Here is a 22,026-nt window from a genome sequence, read left to right as displayed (position 1 = left end):
AAAATGGATATTAGCAAAATCAAAGTTGGAGAAGTACCAAATAAACTTAATGCAGTTATTGAAATTCCTTATGGATCAAACATTAAATACGAACTTGACAAAGAAAGCGGAGCCATCATGGTTGATCGCGTGATGTATTCAGCTATGTTTTATCCAGCAAACTATGGTTTTATACCAAATACTCTTGCAGATGATGGCGATCCTATTGATGTTTTAGTATTAAATGAATACCCTATTCAAGCAGGAGCTGTGATTCCTTGTCGTTTAATAGGGGTATTATTAATGGAAGATGAAAGCGGTATGGATGAAAAATTACTTGCTGTTCCTGTAAGTAAAATAGATCCAAGATATGGTAATATTAAATGTTTAGATGATTTACCAAAAGCAAGCCTAGATAAAATCAAAAATTTCTTTGAAACATATAAAATGCTTGAGCCAAACAAATGGGTAAAAGTAAAAGAATTTGCAGGTATTGAAAAAGCAAGTGAAATTTTAGAAAATTCTATTAAAAATTATAAATAATCAAAGTCCTTTTGAGGACTTCACAAAGGATAAAAAATGAAAAGTATTATTGCTTTTAGTATAGCTTTTGTGGTGCTAATAGGCGCTAGTATTGGTTTTTATATGTGGTATTTTGAAGATGATTCAAATACTTATGTATATGATTATAAAAAAAGTAGTTCTTATCAAAGCTACACTCCGCCAAGTACTCAATACAATCAAGAAAGAAATAATATAAGTGATAATACTTATTATCCATCACAACAAATAAATCCGGAGTCTTTAAAAGAAGAAACTCCGGTACAAAATAATCCCATCATAGATGAAAATATAAGCGCTCAAGAAGTCGCGCCAACAACCCAAACAAATATAGCTGAAGTTTCTAAAAATGAAACTATTACTCCTAAAGTAGCCCAAGAAGAACAAAAAGTTCTCGTTGAAAACAACAAACAAATAAGTGTAAAAAAAGAAAAAACAACAAAATATAAAAATACTATGCAAGAATACATTGCAAAAGGCAAAACTAGCAGATATGAACCAAGATTAAGTAATGATTTTGTTAAAGTTTATGTATTGGATGGAAAAAGTTTAAGCGATTATAGGGTTGATATGTTAAAAGAAATGATTAATCCTGTTAAAATTAATTCTCAAGATTACAATTTAACTATTTTTATCGATATGCTTTCAAATGACAATATGAAACTAAGCATATATAATAAAGATATTGTTTTTGCTAAAAATAAGAAAAAATACAATTATGTAGATGTTAAAATTTCTGATTTAAAATTTTTATTTGAAAGAAATGGATATAGTGAATACAGCAATGAAAATCTACTTGAAAAAATCAATCAAAATCTAGCAAGAGAAGATATACTCAAAAGAGTTAAAATTCAAGGTTATGCAGACGATAGAGGTAGTACTTTTGCAAACTATATGATAGGATTAAATAGAGCAATGAATGTGGCTAAACATTTCTTTAGTTTTACTGAGGTTATAGAAATAGAATCTTTGGGAAAAGACACCTATCCTACTAAAGATAAGTCTGATTCTCAAAGACAAAATAATCGTAAAGTAGAAATTAGTTTTTATAACTAATTTCTAAATTTCAAAACTTCTTTAACAATTTTAAGCTAACATAACAATTTATTTTCATTCTCAAGGTAGCAATTATGTATGATAAATCACTAGAAAAAGAATATTATAAAATTTGCGAAGAACGCGGATATTTTGAAATCAATGGTAATGAAAAAATTCAAGAAAAAGGTAAAAACTTTTGTATTATGATGCCACCACCTAATGTAACAGGTGTTTTGCATATAGGTCATGCTCTAACTTGTACTCTACAAGATATCACAACGCGTTATAAAAGAATGGATGGTTACAAAACTCTTTATCAGCCAGGACTTGATCATGCAGGGATTGCAACACAAAATGTTGTAGAAAAACAACTTTTAGCTCAAGGCATTAAAAAAGAAGAACTCGGTAGAGAAGAATTTATAAAAAAGGTATGGGAATGGAAAGAGCAAAGCGGTGGTACCATAGTTAAGCAAATGCGAATTTTGGGTATCACTCCCGCTTGGAGTCGTTTGCGTTTTACTATGGATGAGGGTTTGGTAAATGCAGTAAAAAAAGCTTTTGTAGATCTTTATGATAAAAAGCTTATTGTGCGTGGAAATTACATGGTAAATTGGTGCACTCATGATGGAGCATTAAGCGATATAGAAGTAGAACACAAAGAAAATAAAGGAAAATTATATTATTTAAAATATTTCTTAGAAAATTCTCAAGAATATATCGTAGTAGCCACCACAAGACCAGAAACTTATTTTGGTGATAGTGCTGTGATGGTTAATCCAAACGATGAAAGATTTAAGCATTTAATAGGCAAAAATGTCATTTTACCTTTAATAGATAGAAAAATTCCTATTATTGCTGATGAGCATGTGGATATGGAATTTGGTACAGGCTTTGTGAAAGTAACCCCAGCACATGATCATAATGACTATGAAGTAGGCTTAAGACATAAACTTGAATTTATTACCATCTTTGATGAAAAAGGTATCTTAAATGAACATTGCTTGCATTTTAAAGGCTTAGAAAGATTAGAAGCAAGAAATATTATTATAAAAGAATTACAAGAAAAAGGTTTTGTTGAAAAAATAGAAGATTATACTAATCAAGTAGGATATTGCTATCGTTGTAAAAATGTGGTTGAGCCATATATTTCTAAACAATGGTTTGTAAAAAATGAAATCGCAAAAGAAAGTATAGAAAAAGTTAATCTTGGTGGAAGTAAATTCTACCCTGCACATTGGATTAATAGTTTTAATGCTTGGATGAGGGATTTAAAAGATTGGTGTATTTCAAGACAACTTTGGTGGGGTCATCAAATTCCTGTGTATTACTGTAAATGCTCTCATGAATGGGCAAGCGAAGAAACTCCAAGTCAATGCCCAAAATGCCAAAGCACTAATTTCAAACAAGATCCTGATGTTTTAGACACTTGGTTTTCTTCAGGTCTTTGGGCTATGAGTACTTTAGGTTGGGGTAATAAAGACTGGGGTAAAAATACACTTTGGCATGAAGATGATTTAAAAGACTTTTATCCAAATTCTTTATTAATCACTGGTTTTGATATTTTATTTTTCTGGGTTGCTAGAATGATGTTTCAAAGCACTAATGCCTTAGGTGAACTTCCTTTTAAAGATATATATTTGCATGCTTTGGTTAAAGATGAGCAAGGTAGAAAAATGAGTAAGTCTTTAGGTAATGTCATTGATCCTGTGCAAAGTGTGGATGAATATAGTGCTGATATCTTGCGTTTTACTCTTGCTCTTTTAGCTATCCAAGGTAGAGATATAAAGTTAAGCAATGACAAACTCATACAAGTTAGAAATTTTACCAACAAGCTTTATAATGCAAGCAAATTTTTACTTTTAAATGAAGAAAAATTTGAAGATTTAGATAAAAGCAAAATTCAAACTAACTTAGCAAAATACATGCTATCTCGTTTTGAAGTATGCGTAAAAGAAACAAGAGAAAATTTAGACAACTACCGTTTTAATGATGCGGCAAATACTTTGTATAGATTTTTCTGGGATGAATTTTGTGATTGGGGGATTGAGCTTAGTAAGGCTGAAAAATCAAGCATAAAAGAGCTTGGAAGTATTTTTAAAGAAGCATTAAAGCTTTTAAATCCTTTTATGCCATTTATTAGTGAGCATTTATACCATGAGTTAAGTAAAACTTCTATCCAAACTCATGAATCTATAATGATTTCAAAATATCCTAAATTTAATTCTAGAAATGAAAAAATAGAAAAATTATTCAATATCATTATAGAAAGTATAGTGAGTTTACGCCGTGCAAAAACCTTAGTAGAACTTGCAAATGCAAAAATTCAAAAAGCTTGTATAAAATTAAACGATGAGAGTTTAATGGCTGAGTTAAAAAATTACACTAATTTCATCTCAACACTTGCAAAATGTGAAAACATCGAGTTTATCAATACAAATTTGGAAAAATCCATTAGAGATGTAAGCGAGAATTTAGAAGTATTTATACCAACTCAAGATCTTGATTTAAGCGGTGTTTTAAATAGACTTAATAGTCAAAAAACAAAACTTGAAAAAGAATTTAACAAGCTAGATGCTATGATGAAAAATGAAAAATTTATCTCTAATGCACCTACTGCAGTCGTTGAGCAAAATAAAACTCAACTTGAAAATATTAAAGCTCAACTTGAAAAAATCAATGATGAAATTTCTAATTTAGAAGGCTAATAAGTGATAAAAATACAAAATCTTAAAAAATATTATGGCAAAGAATTAGTTATAAATGATGTTTCTTTAGAAGTTAAAGAAGGAGAAATTTATGCTCTTGTTGGACACAGCGGGGCAGGAAAATCAACTTTACTAAGATGTATTAATGGTTTAGAAAATTATCAAAGCGGTAGTGTGGAAGTTTTTGGTAAAGAAATAGCTACTTTAAAAGAAAAAGAGTTAAGAGTATTTAGAAAAGATATAGGGATGATTTTTCAGCATTTTGCACTTATGAGTAGAAAAAATGTATTTGAAAATGTAGCTATGCCTTTAGAAATTCATAATTTTGACAAAAGCACAATTCAAAAAAGAGTTAATGAACTTTTAGATCTTGTGGGACTTTTAGCTAAAAGCAAAGCTTATCCAAATGAGCTAAGTGGTGGGCAAAAACAAAGAGTAGCCATAGCTAGAGCCCTTGCTTTAAATCCTAAAATTTTACTAAGTGATGAAGCTACTTCTGCGCTTGATCCAAATACTACAAATAATATTTTAGAACTTATTGCCAAAATCAATCAAGAATTTAACATCAGTGTAGTATTAGTAACTCATGAAATGGAGGCAGTAAAACAAATAGCACAAAAGGCTGTATTGCTAGAGCATGGACAAATCATAGGTCAAGGGAAAATCGAAGATTTATTCTTAAAACCAAGTGAAAAAATGCGTGAATTTCTAGGGGAAAGTGATTTTTTACCACTAAATGGAGTTAATGTGCGCTTATACTTTTGCAAAGAAAAAGCAAACCAAAGCATTATTACTCATATGGCTAGAAGTTTAAATATTGATTTTAATATAGTTTGGGGTAAGATAGAAAAATTAAACAACAATGCTTTAGGAAATTTGGTAATCAATATAGAAGCTAAAGATCAAGAAAGAGTTTTAAATTATTTACAAGAAAATGGCGTTATTTGGGAGCTTGTGTAATGAACTTAGAAACAATTTTAAGAAATTTTGAAAATATACTTTATCCGGCATTACTAGAAACTCTTTATATGAGTTTTACAGCCACTTTTTTAGCCTTTTTAATCGCGCTTATCCCTGCAATTGTGCTTACTGTTACTGATAAAGGTGGCTTATGGGAAAATAAAAGCATTTACAGTGTGCTTGATTTTATTATCAATATTTTAAGATCTTTTCCATTTTTAGTACTTATTGTAGTTTTAAGTCCTTTTACAAAATATCTCATTGGTATTAGCATAGGAACAACTGCTACCATAGTACCACTTACCATAGGAATTGCGCCTTATTTGGCCAAAATGATTGAAAGTGCTTTTAAAGAAATTGATCCTGCTATCATTGAAGCAGCAAGATCTTATGGAGCTAGTAAAGCACAAATTATCTTTAAAGTTATGTTTAGCGAGGCTTTACCAAGTATTATTAATGGTATTACTTTAATTTTGATTATTGTTATTGGTTTTTCTGCTATGGCAGGAACTGTTGGTGGTGGTGGTTTAGGTGATGTGGCTATTCGCTATGGTTATGAGCGTTTTAGAACTGATATTATGATTCAAACTGTTGTGGTTTTAATTGTTTTAGTTCAAATCATACAATTTATAGGAAATATTCTTTATAAAATCACCAAAAGATAAACAATGAAACATAAACTTGGTATCTTACTAGCAGCGACTAAAAATTCAAGCTTTACCATAGGAACCTTGCTCATTAATATCATGGATGTTATGGGTGAAAAGGTAGATGTGTTTTACATTTTACATGATGGTTTTAGCTTGAATGATCAAAATATCATGCAAAAAATTGTTAAAAACAAAACAATTAAATTTATTCTTTTTACCCAAGAAGATTTTTTAACCACTCTTGATAAAAATCAAAACGATATTAATAATTTATTTTTCTTAAAAAGATGGACGCATATGGCTTTTGCAAGATTTGAAGCTTTTAAGTTTTTAGATGAATGCGAAAGTATTATCTATCTTGATTTTGATGTTTTACTTTTAAAAAGTATAGATGAACTTAGTAAATTAAGAGCTAGAAAATATCATTTTGGTGCAAGATTAGGTAAAACATTAATTCACACAGCACTGCCTTTAGAAAAAAAATATCTTAATAAGCGTGTATATCAAACAGGAATTTTAGTCTTTAACGATCTTATACCAAATCCTTTACAGTGTTATCAATTCATTTATAATTATCTTTCACAAAATACTAAAAATTGGCAAGATCAAGGAATTTTTTCCTTAATGGTTTATGAAAATCACTTTAAAGTCAAAGATTTAAAAGACAAATACACGGGAAGTACTCATTACCTTACAAATCTTACACAAAATGCTTCTATAGTTCATGCTTGTGGCACCAACAGTCGTTTTTGGAATAGTAAATTTTGCAATCAAACATGGCCTAAATGGCAAGAATATTATGAAAAATGGTTAAAACTTGGAGGAAGTAAATATATAGGCTCTTTTCACAAAGACAACAAGCAATCCATCCAACGCACAAGATATCATTTATCATACAAACTAGGTTATGCCTTTATAGAGTGTGCTAAGAATAAGAAAAAAATTCCTTTTTTACCTTTTACTCTACTAAAGATTTATTACAAACACACAAAACTAGCTAAACAATACCAAAAAGATTTGAAAACAAAACCTTACCTTAAACTTCCACCTTTATCAAGCTATGATGATTACAAAAGCGAAGGTATTAAAAATCAAAATACTTATTCTTATAAAATTGGAAAAGCCCTTATTAATGCTCAAAAAAGTTGGTATAAAGGTGGTTATATAAAATTTATAAAAGAACTTAAATGCTTTTCTAAAGAATATAAAAACAAACAAAAATAAAACTTTTCTCATCTTATTAATATTTTTACAATATAATCAAACATTTTAAAAAACTATAAAAAGGAGTTAATATGAAATTGTTAAAATTGCTCGCTGTAAGCACAATTTTAGGTGCAAGTTTATTTGCTAATGAAGTTATCACTGTAGGTGCAACACCTGTGCCTCATGCTGAAATTTTAGAACAAACTAAAGATTTATTAAAAAAAGAAGGTTACACATTAGAAATTAAAGAATTTAATGACTATGTTTTACCAAATCTTAGTACAGATAGTAAAGAACTTGATGCGAATTTCTTCCAACACCAACCTTATTTGGATGAGTTTAATGCCAATAAAGGCACAAAATTAATTAGCGTTGCAAAAGTTCACATCGAACCAATGGCTGTTTATTCTAAAAAATATAAAAATATCCAAGATCTTCCACAAAATGCTACTATAGCTGTACCAAATGATCCGACAAATGAAAGCAGAGCTTTAGATATTATCGCTAGTACTAAACTAGTTAGTTTTAAAAATATCGCATTAAAAACTCCACTTGATATTAAAGATAATCCAAAAAATATCAAATTTAAAGAGTTAAAAGCAGCACAACTTCCAAGAGCTTTAGATGATGTTGATTTTGCAGTGATTAATTCAAACTATGCTTTATCGGCAAATTTAAATCCTGTAAAAGATTCTATTTTAATAGAAAGCAAAGAAAGTCCTTATGCAAATATCTTAGTAACTACCCAAGATAATAAAGATAATCCTAAAATCAAAGCTTTAATAAAGGCTTTGCAAAGTCAAAAAGTAAAAGATTTTATCAATGAAAAATACCAAGGTGCCGTAGTTCCTGCATTTTAAAACAAACCTTGAGTTTAAAACTCAAGGTTATTTATTTTTTAATAAGTTCTGTGGTAATTTTAGCTATTTCTAATTCTTCTTCTGTTGGAACAATTAAAATTTTAATTTTAGAGTCTTTTTTACTAATCTCACCATTTCTAAGTTGTGTATTTTTATCTAAATCTATATCAAATCCCAAATGCGCTAGTCTTTGACAAACTTTTGCTCTAACAATATTATCATTTTCTCCAATACCAGCTGTAAAAATCAACGCATCGACTCTAGGTAAAATCGCAAAATATGAGCCAATATATTTACTCAAACGATAACAAAACATATCAAGAGCAAGTCTTGCTTTTTCGTTATTTTCTTCAATTTGTGCTTCAATATCTCTAAAATCATTAAACCCACAAATTCCATAAACACCACTTTTTTTATTCATTATAGTATCTAAATCAGATGGATTTAAATTTAATTCTTTTGCTAAAAATGGCAATACAGCAGGATCAATATCACCACATCTAGTTCCCATAATCAAACCTTCTAGTGGAGTAAAACCCATAGAAGTATCTACGCATTTTCCATTTTCTATAGCACAAACACTCGCACCATTTCCAAGGTGAGCGCTAATTGCATTAAATTCATTAATATTTTTACCAAGTATATGTGCAGCTTGTTTACTTACATAAGAATGTGAAGTACCGTGAAAGCCGTATTTTCTAACTTGGTGTTTTTCATAAAACTCATAAGGCAAAGCATACATATAAGCATAATCAGGTATGCTTTGATGAAAAGCTGTGTCAAAAACTGTCACATTGGGAACTTTTGGAGCTGCTTTTATCATAGTTTTAATACCTATTAAATGTGCAGGATTATGTAAAGGTGCTATATGAGAAACCCTATCAATTTCTTTTAAAATTTCATCATCTACTAAACAATGTTTAGTTAAATTTGGACCTCCATGAACTATCCTATGTCCACACCCATCAAGCTCATTTAAATCATGTAAAATTCCACTTTGAGCAAATAATTCATTTACTAATTCAATACCTTGCTCATGATCTTTAATTGCTAATTCTTTTTGGTATTTTTGACCACTTTTTAGATCTTTTAGTTCTATTTTAGAGCTTTGCTCGCCTATTTTTTCCACTAAACCAGATGCTAGGGCTTCATCTTTTTCAAAAAGCTTAAATTTAATTGAAGATGAACCTGAATTTAAAACTAATATTTTCATTTTTCTCCTTATTCTTGTGCTTGAATAGCACTTAAAATCACAGTATTAACAATATCTTCCACCAAGCAACCTCTACTTAAATCATTAATTGGCTTTTTAAGACCTTGTAAAATCGGGCCAATAGCTAAAGAATTTGCTGTTCTTTGCACTGCTTTATAGCAAATATTTGCCGCATTTAAATCAGGAAACACATATACATTTGCCTTTCCTGCTACTTTAGAATTTGGCATTTTACTTTTTGCTGTTAGCATATCATATGCTGCATCAAATTGTATAGGACCTTCTAGCTCAAGTTGAGGATATTTTTCTTTAGCTATTTTAGTAGCTTCTTTAATTGCATCCACGCTAACCCCGCTCCCACTATCTCCACTAGAATATGAAAGTAAAGCCACTTTAGATTCAAGTCCAAAAGCCTTAGCACTATTTGCACTCACATAAGCAATTTCAGCAAGTTGTTCAGGGGTTGGATTTGGCATAACAGCGCAATCAGCAAAAACCAAAACCTTATCTTCTAAAGACATAAAAAACATACCAGAAACCAAACTCACATCAGGTTTTGTTTTGATAATTTGCAAAGCAGGACGAATAGTTTCAGCAGTAGTTGTACTTGCACCACTTACCATAGCATGGGCTTTTTGAGTATGTACAAGTAAAGTCGCAAAATAAGTTTTATCTTGCACGAGTTTTTTAGCTTCTTCTTTACTCATACCTTTACTTTTTCTAGCTTCATATAAAAGTTCTTCAAATTCTTCATTATATTGAGAATTTTTAGGATTTATAATACGCACACCATCGATATTGATATTTAAACTATTAGCTTTCGCACAAATTTCATTGCTATCACCTAGCAAAATCAAATCAACAATTTCATTTTGTATTAAAAATTCACTAGCTTTTAATACTCTTTCATCAAAACTTTCAGGTAAAACTACTATTTTTTTATCTGCTTTTGCTTTTTCAAAGAGCTCATAAGAAAATCTTGCCTGAGTTTTATAAGTATATTCTTGTAATAAATCTTGAGTAAAATCTTCATTTTCTTTTAACAAAACAAAGTCGCTAAGCTTTTGGCTTAGTAAAAAATTTAACATAGTATAATTTTCATCTTGACTTTTTGCATACAATGGAGCGTTTAGCTCTTTAGCTAAGGCTATATTTAAACTTAAATCCCCCATCAAGCCAAAATCATCTACTCCAACTACTATAGTAAAATCATTTTCTTTTTTTGTTTTCTCAAAATCTTCAATAATCTTTTTAAAAAAATCATTTAAATTTTGAGTGAATTTACCTTGATACTCATTTTTTTCAAAACTACTAAAAAAATCTATTTTAAGATTTCTTTTTGTGCAAAATGAAGTAATTTTTTCTTTATTTTTTTCACAAAAAACAGGAAAGTAAAAAGCTATTTTACCTCGTACCTTTTCTAAACACTGCTGCAAAAATTTTTCATCAATGCAGTTTAACAAAAACATAGATTTCATTTTTTCCTCTTTATTTAACAAAATAATTGTTTTTTATAATATAATTATTTTAAAATTCATCATAATAATATAAGGTTATAAAGCTATGAAATTTAAAAATGTTAATTTTTACTTGTTACCTTTTGTAATGTTTGGCTGTAGTGCCACAGTTGATCCACATATTAATATGAAACCACCTACTTATGTAGAAGAACTAGCTCCTAAGCAAAATCATAATACTCAAAGCAATCCTGGATCGCTGTTTGGTAAAGGAGATAACCCTTTATTTTCTGATAAAAAAGCAATGAATGTAAATGACTTGGTAACCGTAGTCATTAGAGAAAATGCTACACAAAATTCACAAGGCTCTAAATCTACAAGCAAAAACAACAATGTAAATTTAGGCGGTGGACAAATAACTACAGGTGCTGGACTTAGCAAAGTTAGAGATTTTGTTAATGACTATACAAATATAGGCTATACCACAGCAAGTACTTCACAATATCAAGGCACAGGAAGCCAAACTAGAAGTGAAAATTTCCAAACTACAATTTCTGCTAGAGTAATTAAGGTTTTATCTAATGGAAATTATTTTATAGAAGGAAGTCGTGAGCTTTTAATCAATGGAGAAAAACAAATCATTCAACTAAGTGGGGTTATAAGACCTTATGATATTTCTCAAGATAATATGATAGATAGTAAATATATAGCTGATGCAAAGATTCTTTATAAAACCGAAGGCGATATAGACAAATCTACACGCAAGCCTTGGGGGACAAAATTTATGGAGACCATTTGGCCTTTTTAAGCTAAATGGTTTTACATAAAACTTGGCGCATCATTGGAAAATAAAATCAAATCCCCATTTTGAGTTAATCTTGATAAAGTTTGCACAAGTTGAGATTTTTCTTTTAATACATAAAAATCTAATGTGATATGTTTTTGTAAAATCGCGCTATTAGCCTCTGAAGTAATAATCACAAAATCAAAACATTCATTAATAATTTTACATAATTTTATATTTTCTTCTTCATTAACTTCAACTATACCAGGAGTTACTAAAACTCTTCTTCCTTGATAGCTTTTACAAAGCTCATAGCTTTGACTCATACCCTTAAAATTTCCATTAAAGCCATCATCTATGATAAATTTAGGCTCTTTAGAAATCACTTGCAAGCGATGTTCTACTGCCTTTAAATTCGATACGCTTTTTGTAATATTTTCTATTTTAATTCCTAAATAATGTGCAAGCAAAATACACACACTAATATTATAAGCATTAAAAGCACCTAGTAAATTTGCATGAAAGTCATAAATACTATCATCTAATCTTATTTTAAAATCCAATCCTTCCAAACTTGCCCTAACATCACTTAAATACTCATCATAAAATTCATTTTCATATAAGGTGCTTGAGTGTAAAAAGTATTTTTCTAAACGCTCGGATTTTAAAGCTTGCAACTTAGCTTTGCGGATATTATCTTGAGTTTTAAAATATTCCAAATGCGCCAAACCAATCTCACCTACTATGCAAATTTGAGGATTTAAAAACTCTGTAATTTCTAAAATATCATTTTGCTCTCTTGCACCAGCTTCTACGATATAAATTTCAGTATTATTTTCCAAATTTTCATTGATATCTTTTACTATACCCATAAAAGTATTAACACTTCTTGGAGTCTTATAGCACTTAAACTCATCTTTTAAAAGTTCGTATAAAAAATTTTTTATACTTGTTTTTCCAAAACTTGCAGTTATTAGAATAATTTTTAAATTTGGATTATCACAAATCTTTTTACTTGCTTTTTTTATAAAACTTTTCTGATTAATTTTTTCCACAAAAAAGCTTAATAAAAATGTAACTACTAAAGCTTCTAAACCTATCCAAAAAAATGGCATAAATATCAAGCTAAAAAGTAACAAAAATAAAAAATAACGCTTAATCCTAGCAGTAAAAACTAGCTTTTTATCTAAATTTTTATATAAATATCCACCATATAGTAAAGATAGAGCAAAAACTATAAAATATAAATAAAAATTTCCACTATACAAAAAAAATACAAAAGCAAAATAAGGAATTATTAAAAAATACAAATGCCATAAGGGTTTGGGAAAGTGTAAAATTATGCGTGAAAATTTGTAAGAGTACCATTGTAAGGCTAAAATCAGATAAAATCCAAGTAAAAAATTCAAACTTAAAAAAGCTATCATACTAATCATTTTTTAAAAATTCCTCATGTATTTTTTCATTTATAAAATCAGCATGTTTTAAAAAGAAAAAATGATCCCCATCTAATGCAAAAAATTTCCCTTTTTGTGCTAAAGAATGGATAATTGCTCCGCTTTTTAAAGGTGTAGCCTTATCTTCATTACCCCAAAAAATCAAAATAGGATTTTTAAGCTTTTGAAATTCATTTTCTAAATTTTCATTAACAACCTTTTTAAAGGTCTCATACATCACTTCATTCATGCCTTGAGCGTCTTTACTAATAAAAAATTTCCTCCAAAAATCCCCATAAGGGAGATTTTTCAAAATTTTAAACAAGGCTATTTTAAACTTCACTTTAAAACTTTTTGGTAAAACTACGCCTGCACTAGAAAGCAAAATCAAACCTTGAAAATTAGCATTTTGGCACATAATAGTCGCAACTTTTCCGCCAAAAGAATGCCCCATTAAATAATCTGTTTTTTGCTCAATTGTAGTTAAAAAGTCTTCTACAACCTTTGCATAAGCATAAGAATCCATAGGTGCATCTATACTTGAATTTCCAAAACCAGGTAAATCTAAATAAATTTGCTTAAAATTGCTCAAAGGCTTTTCAAAAGCTTGCTTCATAAGCTCTTTATTAGCACCCCAACCATGTAAAATAAGAATTGTTTTTTCACATTTTGGATTGATGATTTCATAACTTAAATTATAAAAATACCCATTAGAATATACTCTAGTTTTTGCCATTTCTAGCCTTTTTTATCTTTGTAAATCTTTTCTAAAAGCATCACAGCTTCATTTAAACGCTCATATTCTTCAAAGTTCAAAAGTACAGCTTCAAATTTATTGTTTTTCACAATCACCACTCTACCATTTTCACTTTTTTTTGTTTTTTCAAGCATAGTGCTGAAATTTCTTACCACTTCAGTTGCAGTATAAATTTCATCTTTGCTAAAAGTAGCCATGATTATAGCTTACCTTTTTGTCCATTAATACTATGAATAAAAGCATAATCAATCTTAATTTGCTTTTCAAATTCTATATTTTTAGCTAGACTATTAATTACATTAGTAAAATCTTCAAATAAATAATTTGCTAAAGATCCTGGATTTGGATTGATCTCATTTAAATAAACCTCATCATCTATCACAAAAAAATCACAGCGAATCAAAGCTCCTTTAAATAAAGGATTATAAATTCTAGTAAAATTATCCCTTAATTTTTGTTTTAATTCTTCACTAATATTTGCTTCACTTACTTTAGAACTTTCTGAAAAACCTAAATATTTTTGTTCAAAATCTAAAATTTCATTTTTTCTAGGCTCTTCAATAATAGAAAATTCCATTTTTTCATCTATCATACAACCTGCTAAGTTATATTCTTTAATATTACTTACAAATTGTTCTATCACAATATCCTCATCAAATTCAAAAGCAACATCTTTGGCATACTTAAGCTCGCTTTCATCTTTAACTATGCTTATACCTATACTACTACCTAATCTTGCAGGCTTTAAAATACAAGGAAAGTCCAAAGATACATTTTGCTCTTTATGCAAATTTAAAACCTTATAATCAAGTGTTTTCACCCCTACGCTTTGTGCATAAAGTTTAGTTAAAACCTTATTAAAAGATAAAACACTAGCTTCTATGCGTGGGCCTATGTATTTTATACCATAAAAATCAAGCAGAGCAGCTATTTTGCCATCTTCACCATCTTTTCCATGTATGATATTTATCGCTATATCAATGTCAAGTTTTTTCTCACCTAACATAGTTTTTATAAAAAACCCACCCTGCTTTAACACCAAGGCTTTTTCTTTTTTATAAGCACCGCTGCTAAAAGTTTTTGCATTCATTTTTTCTTCATCTATAAGAAAAAATTCCTTATTTTTATCACAAAATATAAATTTTTTTTGTGCTTTGAGTACTTTTTTTAATACCACAGCACTTACAATGCTAATTTCATGCTCATAAGAATTTGCACCAAAAATTACACCATATATCATTATATTTTTCCTTTTATTATGCTAATTTTTTCAAAGCCTCTTTAATAAGCTCACTAGTATTTTTACTCTCACAAGTTCTTAAAACCTTTAAAATATTTTCTTGTTTAAAACCAAGTGAAAGTAAAGCTGCCAAAGCTTGTGCTTGGTCTTGATTAGAATTTTCTATATTGATTTTTGCATCACTTAACTCAGCTATAATTCTTTTTGCACTCTTTGGACCAATACCAGGAACCTTTTTAAATACACTCTCATCACCACTTTGCAAAGCTGCATAAAAAGTATTAGTATCTAAACTTGAGCAAAGTGCCATAGCAGTAGTTGCTCCTATACCACTAATTTTAATCAACAACTCAAACATTTTTTGCTCATTTATATCTAAAAATCCATATAATTTATGAGAGTCTTCTTTGATAATTTGTGTGATTAAAAACTCAACCTTTTGATCTTTTTCAAAATTACTTGAGCAAAAAAGCGAAACAAAAACACCATAACTTACCCCACTTGAAGTTTTCAAAACTACAAAAGTAGGTTCTTTTTTACTCACTATTCCTTCAATTGCCACTATCATTTAGTTTCTTCCTTGTAATTGCTAATAGCACGAATTTCAAAAAGTTCCATCTCATTTTCTGTATCAATTTTTTGAAGCTCAAAACATTGAATTTTTTCTTCATCATGAGGATAATAGCTTAATTCTTTTCTAGGATTTAATAAAATGAATTTAATTTCATTTAAATCCATCCATTTTCCAGTTTTATTAACAATCTTAGATTTTAAAAGTTTTTCTTGAATTTTCTTAAGCTTTTCTATATTTGCTTTTTCTTCTTCTTTTAAAGATTCTATTTTATTGGCAAAAATACTTAGATTTTCAATCTTTTGATTAAAATCTTTAATAGTAGCTTTATAAGCTTGCGGTATAGCTCTTTTTGCACTCATTAATTCTTTTACTTTTTGCTGTAAAATTCGTATGGAGTCTTTACTTATATTGATTGTGTGTTTAGTCTCTTCTATTTCTTTAGCTAAATTTTCTTGTTCTTTTTTCAATCCATCAACATGTATTAGTATCTCTTCTCCGCTTTTTTCTTCTCCAAAAGCTTTAAGATCTTGAATTATAAATTTATTTCCACTGCCTTGAATTTTTTCAACATGGATTAAACTTTTAGCACTACATAAACAATTTCCGCCGAGTTCTTGTATGTAAATTTCATCAGCAATAATCTCTCCACCCATAGCCTTTTTAATATTTACTTTTTTAGCCTTGATAGAGCCATTTTCCAAAGTTTCAGCAAAAACCTCCTCAGCCTCACAATATCCTCTTAAGATATTAACCTCAACCTTTTGTCCTATGATAGTGCTTTTATGATGCATATTGCCTTTAAGAATTATTTTTTTACCTCTTAAAACAGAATCTTGAGCCATATTACCAGTAACTTCTAATTCCTGAGCCTCAACAGTAATTCTAGGACCTATTGCATCTTCTAGAGTGTTTGTATTTTTAATCACAATAATAACTTGCTTATCAAAACCCGCCCAAATAGAACCTGTACTTTTAAAATCAACTTTACTAAATTCTAAATAATTTTCTATCTCATAAATGGATTTTCTTTGTATAATAAAACCATCTTTTTTAGCAATATATTTTATACTCTCATCATCTTCTTTAACTTCAAATTTATCAGAACAAACAACTTTTTCTTTATTTATTTTTGGTGGAAGTGCTTTTAAAATTTTAAATCTTAAATCCTTGCCATCGCTACCCTCTTTTGGCTTGATTCTCTCAATAGCCACCTCATCTTTTCCTATAGGTGCTACATAGTTTCTATTCATCACATCGTTGTGTTTTTTTAGATTTTCTAGATAGTGATATTGAATTTCTTCATTTGTAGGCTCTTGTGGATTAACTCCCTTACATACTTCAAATTCAACTTCAAAATCAAATTTTTGCTTCTCTTTAACCTTAGCATTAAAATCAATAATTTGCTTTTTAAAATCAAAAATTCTAAGCCCAAGCAAATATTTTTCTTTTATCATCGCTTTATAAATAGCCTCTAAAAGCTCTAGAGCTAATTTGTCATGAAAAGCAATAGTTTCACTAGCTCTAACGCTGGCTTTTAATAAAGTACAAAGCTCATTAGTATATAAACTAACTTCAAAAGTTGAAATGCGTGCAAATTTTTTAAAATAAATTTCTATTTTATATTCTTGTTCTATATTTAATTCATGATTTAAAAATTTCTCATCTTCTTCAAAAATTTTCAACTCTTTTTCATTAACTTTTATCCATTCTTGATTATCATAAGTATAAGAAGTATTAAAACTTAACAACCTAAAATCAAGCTCATCAACTTCACATTTATTTTCAGAAGCAAATATTAAAAGCTCTCTATAAGGGTCTTTAGTGTATAAAATTTTCTTTTCTTCCATAGCTTAAGCTTCCTTATTATATATAAAATTTTGATTTTAGCAAAAATAAAATCAAAATTTAGTTAAAATTAGCTCTATTAAAAATTTTATAATACTCAAACTAATGTTTAAAGAATGAAAATTAATGAAAAAAAATATTGTTTTTAAAAATTTCATCATCAATGCCTTAGGAATTTTATTTTCTAGGATTATGGGCGTTTTAAGAGATATTGTTTTAGCTTTGTACTTAGGAGCTGGAATTTATAGCGATATTTTCTTTGTGGCTTTAAAAATGCCTGCTTTTTTTAGAAGAATTTTTGCAGAAGGGGCCTTTGGACAAGCTTTTTTACCAAGTTTTTTAAAAGCAAGTAAAAAAGGTGCTTTTTGTATAAATGTTTTATTGCAATTTAGTATTATAGTGTTTTTAACCTGTATTTTAGTGAGTTTTTTTGCTGAATTTTTTACAAAGATTTTTGCTTTTGGCTTTAATAAAGAAACAATTATCCTAGCTGCGCCTTTAGTTTCTATTAATTTTTGGTATTTGTTTTTTATTTTTTTAGTAACTTTTTTAGGCTCTTTATTAAATTATAAACAAAATTTTTTCATCACTTCTTTTTCTGCTTCATTTTTTAATCTTTTTGTTGTGATTGCAGGTTTTTTTGTCAATCAAGATGAGCCTTTAGAGGCCTTGTATTATTTTTCATATGCGACTGTCTTAAGTGGTTTAGCTCAACTTATATGGCATATTTTTGCTTTAAAAAATACTAGAATTTTAAAAAGCATGTATTTAAGCATAAAACTTAAAAAAACAAAGACCAATTTAGATAAATTTCATTCTACTTTTACCCATGGACTTTTAGGTTCTTCGGCAAATCAAATTAGTTCATTATTAGATACTACTATAGCTAGTTTTTTAATGTCTGGAAGTATTTCGTATTTGTATTATTCTAACAGAGTTTTTCAGCTTCCTTTAGCTCTTTTTGCAATCGCTCTAAGTCAAGTAAGCTTTCCAAAAATACTAAGACATTTAAAAGCAAATGAAGAACAAAAAGCCTTAGCTTTTATGCAAAAAGCTTTTGAATATTTAAGTGTGCTTTTGATTTTAGCTAGTATAGTAGGGATTATTTTAGCTAAAGAAATTGTGGAGTTTTTATTTCAAAGAGGAAATTTTAATCAAGAAGATACAAAAATCACTGCATTTTTATTACAAGCTTATCTTTTAGGACTTTTACCTTTTGGTTTGCAAAAACTTTTCTCTTTATGGCTTTATGCTAAATTTAAACAAAAAATAGCCGCTATAATAGCCTTTAAAACACTTTTTATTTCAGCATTTTTTAGCATAGTGATTATTTTACTTATCAAAGAAGAAGCTTATAAGAGCTTAGGCATTGCATTAGCTTCATCTATTAGTGCTTTTTATTTATTATATGCTAATATTAAAGAATTTGGCTTTAAAAATCTTTGGGGTATTTTTAGGGTTAAATTTTGGCTTATTAGCATAGTATTTTTAAGTTTATTTGCTTTAGGCTTATTTGAAATTAAAGATATTTTAATACAATTTTTAATTGGAATTTATCATTTTTTTAAAGGTTTGTTTTAATGGTTTTTTTTGATAGTGTTTTAAAGAAAAAATGCGAATTTATCCCAAATGAGGCAAAAAAAGCAAACATTTATCTATGCGGGCCTACTGTATATGATGATGCACATTTAGGACATGCAAGAAGTAGTGTTTGTTTTGATTTTTTAAGAAGAGTTTTACTAGCAAGTGATTATGAAGTGATTTTTGCTAGAAATTACACTGATATTGATGATAAAATTTTAAAAAAAATGCAAGAAAGTGGTAAAAGTTTAGAAGAAATTACAAATTTTTATATTAAAAGATATGAAGAAGATATGCAAGCGCTTAATATCTTAGAACCTGATTTTAAACCAAAGGCTACAGCTTATATTGAGCAAATGATTATATATATAGAAAAACTTTTAGAATTAAACCTAGCTTATAAACTTGAAGATGGAATTTATTTTGATACCAGCAAAGATGATAAATACTTTTATATCTCTAAAAGAAATTTAGAAGATAATCAATCACGCCTAGAAGAAAGCGTGGCTAAAAAAAATGATAGCGATTTTGTTTTATGGAAATTTGATGAAAAATTTTATCCTGCAAGTTTTGGTAAAGGAAGACCAGGTTGGCACACAGAATGCGTTGTGATGATAGAAAGTATTTTTAAAGATAAACTTGATATTCATACAGGAGGCATAGATTTACTTTTTCCTCATCATGAAAATGAAGCTTGTCAGTGTCGTTGTAAAAACAATCATGAGTTGGCTAATTTTTGGCTGCATAATGGCTTTGTGCAAATTAATGGTGAAAAAATGAGCAAAAGCCTGGGAAATAGCTTTTTTCTAAAAGATTCTTTAAAACTTTTTAGTGGAGAGGTTTTGAGATTTTATCTTTTAAGTGTGCATTATAGAGCGCATTTTAACTACGCTTTAGAAGACTTACAAGCTGCTAAAAAAAGACTTGATAAATTTTACCGTTTAAAAAAACGCTTAAATTTAAATGCTTTTATAGATGAAAAAACTACCATAGAAAGTGAAGTAGCTAAAAATATCTTAGAAGTTTTAAATGATGATTTAAATGCCTCTAAAGCCTTGGCTTTACTTGATGAGTTTATCAATGAAAGTAATATTTACTTAGATCAAAACCTAAAAGACAAAGCTTATAAAATACAATTAGAAAAAACCTTAAAAGAACTCGCTTTTATTTTTGGTATAGGTTTTATGGATACTATAAAATATTTTCAATTTGGCATTAGTGAAGAAAAATGTCAAGAAATAGAAGAAAAAATCGCTCTACGCAACAAGGCAAAGCAAGAAAAAAACTATGCCTTAGCAGATCAAATTCGTGATGATTTAGCTAAAGATAATATTCTTTTAATGGATACACCAAATGGTGTGGTATGGGAGAAAAATGGATAAAAATTACAAAGAAATGAAGCTTAAAGAGGTTTTTACTCGCTTTAAGCCTTATTATAAAGATTATTGGTTTTATTTTGTTTTAGCTATTATTGGCATGCTTTTAACTAGTGGTGGAACAGCAGCTAGTGCATATATCATAGAGCCTATTTTAAATAAAATTTTTATAGAAAAAAATGTTGATTTGCTTTATTATATGCCTTTGCTTGTTGTTTTAATTTATGCTTTAAAAAATCTTGGTGCTTATATGCAAGTTTATTATATATCTTATGTTGGGACAGATATTTTAAGAAGATTAAGAGAATTAGTTCTTGGCAATCTTTTGCGCTTAGATATGAGCTTTTTTCATAAATACAGAAGTGGAGAATTAATCAGTAGATGTACTTCTGATATTGGAGCTTTACAAAATATAGTTTCTACTATAATACCTGAAATTTTAAGAGAAAGTTTAACCGCGATTGGACTTTTAAGTGTGGTAATTTATCAAAGTCCAAAACTTGCTTTTTTTGCTTTAGTTATTTTACCTTTAGCAATTTACCCTCTTGCTATTTTTGCTAAAAAAATCAAAAAAATAGGACGCAATACTCAAGAAAAAAATTCTGATCTTACTTCAAGATTAAGTGAAATCTTTTCTAATATAGAACTTATTAAAGCTTCTAATGCAGGTAAAAATGAAATGCAAAAATTCAGCCAAACTAATAGCGAAGTTTGCAAACTTTCCTTAAAAGGCATTAGAATTGAAGCTTTAAGTAGCCCTTTAATGGAATCTATGGGTTCAATTGGCTTTGCAATAGTAATTATAATAGGTGGTAAAGAAGTAATTGATGGAAGTTTAAGCATAGGTTCTTTTTTTAGCTTTACTACAGCTTTATTTATGGCTTATACTCCTATTAAAAGACTTTCTTCACTTTATACAAGATTGCAAAATGCAATAGCAGCTAGTGAGAGAACTTTTTATCTAACTGATTTAGAACCGCAAATTAAAGGTGGCGATGAAAAACTTGCAGAAAACATCCAAAATATTCATTTTAAAAATGTCTCTTTAAGCTATCAAAAAGATAAAATAGTATTAAAAGATGTAAATTTTTCTTTTGATAAAGGAGAAATTCTAGCCTTAGTTGGATCAAGTGGTGGAGGAAAATCTTCTATTATCAATCTTTTGATGTATTTTTTTGAAAAAGATAGTGGTGAGATTTTAATCAATCAAAAAGACATTAGCTCTTTTGATATTATTAGTTTAAGAGAAAATATTTCTTTGGTAACTCAAAATATTTATATATTTAATGACACTATAGCTCAAAATATTGCTTATGCTAAAGAATATAACGAAACACGCGTGATAGAGGTTTTAAAACAAGCTAATGCTTATAATTTTGTCCAAGAACTTGGTGGTATACATACTGAATTAAAAGAACATGGAAAAAATCTCTCCGGCGGACAAAAACAACGCATTGCCATAGCAAGGGCTTTATATAAAAATCCTCAAATTTTAATTTTTGATGAAGCAACTTCAGCACTTGATAATGAAAGCGAAAAAGCCATAGTAAGAACTATAGAAAGCTTAAAAAAAGATCGCTTAATACTCATCATCGCTCATAGGCTTAGCACTATAGAAAATGCTGACAAAATTGCTGTGCTTGATAAAGGAAAAATAGCTTCTATAGGAAATGATGCTTATTTAATGCGACATTGTGAAATTTATCAAAAATTAAAACAAAAAGTACAAAAAACTGATAAAGTTAAAGAAAATGAAAACTAAGAATTATCATTTTTTTAGTAAAATATGCTATTTTGTAAAAAA

At 28.6% G+C, this 22,026-nt stretch carries 18 protein-coding genes and 1 pseudogene; 11 read left to right on the top strand and 8 right to left on the bottom strand.

Annotated elements, in window-relative coordinates; all coding sequences use genetic code 11:
- Positions 1–3: 3 nt before the first annotated feature.
- The 7 genes and pseudogenes from ppa to L8X38_RS03335 all read left to right on the top strand — a co-directional run bounded on the left by ppa (position 4) and on the right by L8X38_RS03335 (position 7,959).
- On the top strand, positions 4–522 hold the full coding sequence (ppa, locus tag L8X38_RS03365) for an inorganic diphosphatase (RefSeq protein ID WP_263661304.1): 519 nt from the start codon (positions 4–6) through the stop codon (positions 520–522).
- 36 nt (positions 523–558) lie between these two features.
- Positions 559–1,596 (top strand): hypothetical protein, encoded by a 1,038-nt coding sequence (locus tag L8X38_RS03360; RefSeq protein WP_263661303.1) that lies wholly within the window; start codon positions 559–561, stop codon positions 1,594–1,596.
- Positions 1,597–1,670: 74 nt separating this feature from the next.
- Positions 1,671–4,283, top strand: a complete 2,613-nt coding sequence (locus L8X38_RS03355) for a valine--tRNA ligase (RefSeq protein ID WP_263661302.1) — start codon at positions 1,671–1,673, stop codon at positions 4,281–4,283.
- A 3-nt stretch (positions 4,284–4,286) separates the two neighbouring features.
- Complete coding sequence (locus tag L8X38_RS03350; protein ID WP_263661301.1) at positions 4,287–5,243, top strand: methionine ABC transporter ATP-binding protein; 957 nt, start codon at positions 4,287–4,289, stop codon at positions 5,241–5,243.
- A gap of 2 nt (positions 5,244–5,245) precedes the next feature.
- A pseudogene (locus L8X38_RS03345) lies at positions 5,246–5,902 on the top strand (methionine ABC transporter permease); the annotation flags it as partial.
- Between the two features lie 9 nt (positions 5,903–5,911).
- Positions 5,912–7,117 carry a glycosyltransferase gene (locus L8X38_RS03340; protein ID WP_263661300.1) on the top strand — a complete coding sequence of 402 codons (1,206 nt, stop codon included), beginning with the start codon at positions 5,912–5,914 and terminating at the stop codon, positions 7,115–7,117.
- 71 nt (positions 7,118–7,188) lie between these two features.
- Positions 7,189–7,959, top strand: a complete 771-nt coding sequence (locus L8X38_RS03335; protein WP_133319226.1) for a MetQ/NlpA family ABC transporter substrate-binding protein — start codon at positions 7,189–7,191, stop codon at positions 7,957–7,959.
- A gap of 31 nt (positions 7,960–7,990) precedes the next feature.
- Here the strand turns inward: L8X38_RS03335 and L8X38_RS03330 are convergent, their stop codons facing one another.
- Both L8X38_RS03330 and pta read right to left on the bottom strand, forming a co-directional pair.
- On the bottom strand, positions 7,991–9,172 hold the full coding sequence (locus tag L8X38_RS03330) for an acetate kinase (protein ID WP_263661299.1): 1,182 nt from the start codon (positions 9,170–9,172) through the stop codon (positions 7,991–7,993).
- Between the two features lie 8 nt (positions 9,173–9,180).
- Positions 9,181–10,650 carry a phosphate acetyltransferase gene (gene pta, locus L8X38_RS03325; RefSeq protein WP_318529582.1) on the bottom strand — a complete coding sequence of 490 codons (1,470 nt, stop codon included), beginning with the start codon at positions 10,648–10,650 and terminating at the stop codon, positions 9,181–9,183.
- Positions 10,651–10,735: 85 nt separating this feature from the next.
- On the opposite strand from pta, the gene flgH reads away from it, so the two are divergent.
- The gene (gene flgH / locus L8X38_RS03320) at positions 10,736–11,437 is read left to right on the top strand and encodes a flagellar basal body L-ring protein FlgH (protein WP_133319229.1); all 702 of its coding nucleotides are present in this window, start codon (positions 10,736–10,738) and stop codon (positions 11,435–11,437) included.
- Between the two features lie 11 nt (positions 11,438–11,448).
- Here the strand turns inward: flgH and L8X38_RS03315 are convergent, their stop codons facing one another.
- The 6 genes from L8X38_RS03315 to L8X38_RS03290 are packed head-to-tail and all read right to left on the bottom strand — an operon-like array spanning position 11,449 to position 17,267.
- Entirely contained in the window at positions 11,449–12,849 is a 1,401-nt protein-coding gene (locus tag L8X38_RS03315) for a Mur ligase family protein (RefSeq protein WP_263661298.1), read from the bottom strand.
- Complete coding sequence (locus L8X38_RS03310) at positions 12,842–13,585, bottom strand: alpha/beta fold hydrolase (RefSeq protein WP_263661297.1); 744 nt, start codon at positions 13,583–13,585, stop codon at positions 12,842–12,844. The genes L8X38_RS03315 and L8X38_RS03310 overlap by 8 nt, the downstream gene beginning before the upstream one ends.
- Positions 13,586–13,587: 2 nt before the next feature.
- The gene (locus L8X38_RS03305) at positions 13,588–13,803 is read right to left on the bottom strand and encodes a type II toxin-antitoxin system Phd/YefM family antitoxin (protein ID WP_087699049.1); all 216 of its coding nucleotides are present in this window, start codon (positions 13,801–13,803) and stop codon (positions 13,588–13,590) included.
- A gap of 2 nt (positions 13,804–13,805) precedes the next feature.
- The gene (locus tag L8X38_RS03300) at positions 13,806–14,846 is read right to left on the bottom strand and encodes a D-alanine--D-alanine ligase (RefSeq protein WP_263661296.1); all 1,041 of its coding nucleotides are present in this window, start codon (positions 14,844–14,846) and stop codon (positions 13,806–13,808) included.
- Between the two features lie 16 nt (positions 14,847–14,862).
- Entirely contained in the window at positions 14,863–15,414 is a 552-nt protein-coding gene (gene ruvA / locus L8X38_RS03295; RefSeq protein ID WP_220566641.1) for a Holliday junction branch migration protein RuvA, read from the bottom strand.
- Positions 15,411–17,267, bottom strand: coding sequence for a FapA family protein (locus L8X38_RS03290; RefSeq protein WP_263661295.1), 1,857 nt, complete (start codon positions 17,265–17,267; stop codon positions 15,411–15,413). The genes ruvA and L8X38_RS03290 overlap by 4 nt, the downstream gene beginning before the upstream one ends.
- A gap of 124 nt (positions 17,268–17,391) precedes the next feature.
- Here L8X38_RS03290 and murJ point away from each other — a divergent pair, with 124 nt between their 5' ends.
- The 3 genes from murJ to L8X38_RS03275 are packed head-to-tail and all read left to right on the top strand — an operon-like array spanning position 17,392 to position 21,984.
- The gene (murJ, locus tag L8X38_RS03285; RefSeq protein ID WP_263661294.1) at positions 17,392–18,846 is read left to right on the top strand and encodes a murein biosynthesis integral membrane protein MurJ; all 1,455 of its coding nucleotides are present in this window, start codon (positions 17,392–17,394) and stop codon (positions 18,844–18,846) included.
- Positions 18,846–20,228, top strand: a complete 1,383-nt coding sequence (gene cysS / locus L8X38_RS03280) for a cysteine--tRNA ligase (protein ID WP_263661293.1) — start codon at positions 18,846–18,848, stop codon at positions 20,226–20,228. The genes murJ and cysS overlap by 1 nt, the downstream gene beginning before the upstream one ends.
- Entirely contained in the window at positions 20,221–21,984 is a 1,764-nt protein-coding gene (locus tag L8X38_RS03275) for an ABC transporter ATP-binding protein (RefSeq protein WP_263661292.1), read from the top strand. The genes cysS and L8X38_RS03275 overlap by 8 nt, the downstream gene beginning before the upstream one ends.
- Positions 21,985–22,026 lie beyond the last annotated feature (42 nt).

This window comes from Campylobacter sp. CNRCH_2014_2452 (assembly GCF_025772865.1).
GTDB lineage: Bacteria > Campylobacterota > Campylobacteria > Campylobacterales > Campylobacteraceae > Campylobacter_D > Campylobacter_D lari_D.
The sequence above is the reverse complement of the archived record's forward strand: the minus strand, read 5'-3'. Positions and strand labels throughout refer to the sequence as shown.

Coding starts and splice junctions, on each gene's coding strand:
- ppa (WP_263661304.1), top strand. CDS start 4: ATGGATATTAGCAAAATCAAAGTTGGAGAAGTACCAAATAAACTTAAT.
- L8X38_RS03360 (WP_263661303.1), top strand. CDS start 559: ATGAAAAGTATTATTGCTTTTAGTATAGCTTTTGTGGTGCTAATAGGC.
- L8X38_RS03355 (WP_263661302.1), top strand. CDS start 1,671: ATGTATGATAAATCACTAGAAAAAGAATATTATAAAATTTGCGAAGAA.
- L8X38_RS03340 (WP_263661300.1), top strand. CDS start 5,912: ATGAAACATAAACTTGGTATCTTACTAGCAGCGACTAAAAATTCAAGC.
- L8X38_RS03335 (WP_133319226.1), top strand. CDS start 7,189: ATGAAATTGTTAAAATTGCTCGCTGTAAGCACAATTTTAGGTGCAAGT.
- L8X38_RS03330 (WP_263661299.1), bottom strand. CDS start 9,172: ATGAAAATATTAGTTTTAAATTCAGGTTCATCTTCAATTAAATTTAAG.
- pta (WP_318529582.1), bottom strand. CDS start 10,650: ATGAAATCTATGTTTTTGTTAAACTGCATTGATGAAAAATTTTTGCAG.
- flgH (WP_133319229.1), top strand. CDS start 10,736: ATGAAATTTAAAAATGTTAATTTTTACTTGTTACCTTTTGTAATGTTT.
- L8X38_RS03315 (WP_263661298.1), bottom strand. CDS start 12,849: ATGATTAGTATGATAGCTTTTTTAAGTTTGAATTTTTTACTTGGATTT.
- L8X38_RS03310 (WP_263661297.1), bottom strand. CDS start 13,585: ATGGCAAAAACTAGAGTATATTCTAATGGGTATTTTTATAATTTAAGT.
- L8X38_RS03305 (WP_087699049.1), bottom strand. CDS start 13,803: ATGGCTACTTTTAGCAAAGATGAAATTTATACTGCAACTGAAGTGGTA.
- L8X38_RS03300 (WP_263661296.1), bottom strand. CDS start 14,846: ATGATATATGGTGTAATTTTTGGTGCAAATTCTTATGAGCATGAAATT.
- ruvA (WP_220566641.1), bottom strand. CDS start 15,414: ATGATAGTGGCAATTGAAGGAATAGTGAGTAAAAAAGAACCTACTTTT.
- L8X38_RS03290 (WP_263661295.1), bottom strand. CDS start 17,267: ATGGAAGAAAAGAAAATTTTATACACTAAAGACCCTTATAGAGAGCTT.
- murJ (WP_263661294.1), top strand. CDS start 17,392: ATGAAAAAAAATATTGTTTTTAAAAATTTCATCATCAATGCCTTAGGA.
- cysS (WP_263661293.1), top strand. CDS start 18,846: ATGGTTTTTTTTGATAGTGTTTTAAAGAAAAAATGCGAATTTATCCCA.
- L8X38_RS03275 (WP_263661292.1), top strand. CDS start 20,221: ATGGATAAAAATTACAAAGAAATGAAGCTTAAAGAGGTTTTTACTCGC.